At 31.6% G+C, this 2,174-nt stretch carries 2 protein-coding genes; both read right to left on the bottom strand.

What is annotated here, in order from left to right; translation table 11 throughout:
- Positions 1–319: 319 nt before the first annotated feature.
- Positions 320–661: a hypothetical protein gene (locus P8M54_RS14965; protein ID WP_300288828.1), complete on the bottom strand. Its 342-nt coding sequence runs from the start codon at positions 659–661 to the stop codon at positions 320–322.
- 16 nt (positions 662–677) lie between these two features.
- Entirely contained in the window at positions 678–1,529 is an 852-nt protein-coding gene (locus tag P8M54_RS14960) for a hypothetical protein (RefSeq protein WP_300288827.1), read from the bottom strand.
- Positions 1,530–2,174: the final 645 nt, after the last annotated feature.

Here is a 2,174-nt window from a genome sequence, read left to right as displayed (position 1 = left end):
TGCTTCAATTTCATTTGCAAAAATTGTAGTAGTAAGCAATGCAACAATTAGCGTAAGGAAAGTCTTTATCATAGTTTCTTTTATTAGTTTTCTATTTGGTTAGGAATTAGCATTACAGCTCATTTAGACAGCTGGTGCTTTTCTACGACTAAAATACGACAAATTGAGACGTTTTTATAATTAATTTAAAATGTAGTAATTTCCTCGATGTCAGTACTTGTGTGATAGAGCAGGAACATTTGAATGTAATTAAAATGAACTAAACTGGAAGTAATGTTATCGCTAATCTAATAGCTACTCTACTATTTCAGTATAACTATTAATTTGCAAATTGTAGTATGTAGTTTAGAAATCGGTATGTTCCAATTCCCGAAAGGACTCCCATCATTATCCAAAAAAAGCGTTGCTTTAAATCCGTTGCTACCGTCTTTTTATCTATGGTATTCCCCTCTTTAATTAGGGATAGCTCTATTTTTCGATTACCAAATTGTACATATTTTGATTCTAAATAACAATCTTTATAGGGCAGTTGGTGAGTAGCTCCAGAAAATGAGTACTTTTTAGAGACTGTTTTATTGTTTATTACGATTTTTTCGAATCCAATCATTGTGTTATGGAATTCTAAGATTTGATTCTCGATATTAAATTCAGCATATTTCATTTTTCAATTTTTGTTTTTAATCACTTATTAAAGTTCCATTTTCACTTAAAATTGTTTTGCCATCTTGTTCAATTTCAAGGGTGATATCAGCTGAATCCTTGGTCCCAATAACATTTCGATAGACCTTATAAACATAGTTCCCGTTAACAAAAGTAATTACGTGATTTCCACCGCTTCCGCTAAATGTTATTTCGCCACCATTGATAGTCAGTTCTGGCTTAGAAGATTCCTTATCAGGTACTTTCCAAGAAGCATATCTGTATTTTTCATTTGCTAATTCGTCGATCCTAATCAAATACTTTTTTGTTTTAATCTTGTAAGTTGGTTTTTCAAAATTGCTCAAAGAATTATGTAAATGCTCTTTTTGGTTTTTAACCAAATCAGTAAGCATCTCTTTTTCAGCGGCAGATTGGTAGGTAACAGCTGTAATGATACCGTCAGAATTTCCCATCCATATACTGCCATTGTCAAACATGATGCCTCTCCAACCAACTTCTGACCATTGTTCGATTTTAGAATTGGCAATTCTTTCGATAAGAATATTATCAAAAACTTTGCTAAATCGCTGTATAAATTCTTCTTTATTCTTTATACTTGGAATGGGGTATTCTCTCTTTAAAGGATAACTGATATGGTTTGCAATTTGTTCCACATCTTTTTGTTTGAACAAATCAATTAAAACTTGGATACTTGCTACTTCGCTGTCTTTGATTGTTTCACTTGTCCCTGAATTTAATTCATTACTTACGTTCTCAATAGTGTCAGTAAGCTTTCCGTTTGCTACTGTACTAGATTTTTCATTTTTTTTCTGGTTACAACCTATAAGGAGTACCCCAAAAAATAGTGTCGCTAATTTATAATTTTTCATTGCTTGTTCTTTTGAATTTATCTGTAATCAATTAGATTATTTTACTATGACTAAGCTGTTATCAATAGCTGTATTACATAAGTTAAAGGTAAACTTTATTATAGATAACTTAAGCCAAATCATCAGAAAATTCTCAAATGTAATACTATTGCTCTTTGCGGGGGATTCTATTAAATAACTGTCATTTGACTAATATGTGTTTTGCATTTTCAGTATAATGTATTGCTATATGGCAACAGTAACGAGATTGTCAAGAGCAGTTTTGTAAAAATTGCAGAAAAGAATAATACTCCTGCTGTTAAGAATTTTTAGCCAATTTTTTTATAGTCATGCAAATTTCTCATTGAAATAGCTGTTTTAAGGCATGAAATGGTGAAAGCGCAAAGTGAATAAATACCTACGTGGTAATATTAATTTATTAGTTCTATAATAAACCAAAAGAGTATTTAATACTATACACGTTCTAGCCCCGGTAGTAGTGTAAGTGATTGCCGCTAAGGAAACTATTTTTTTCTAGTTGGGGCAGAGCGACTGTAAGAAGCTCCTGTGCAAACATTGAAAAAAAGTTTACTGGCAAGATCACTGCAACGGATGACGGGAATAGCTTCTATAAAAACTTTTTAATTATAGAATTTCTTCTACGTG

The sequence above is a fragment of the Flavobacterium sp. genome (assembly GCF_029242675.1).
Lineage (GTDB): Bacteria > Bacteroidota > Bacteroidia > Flavobacteriales > Flavobacteriaceae > Flavobacterium.
This window is presented reverse-complemented; position numbering and strand designations above follow the sequence as displayed.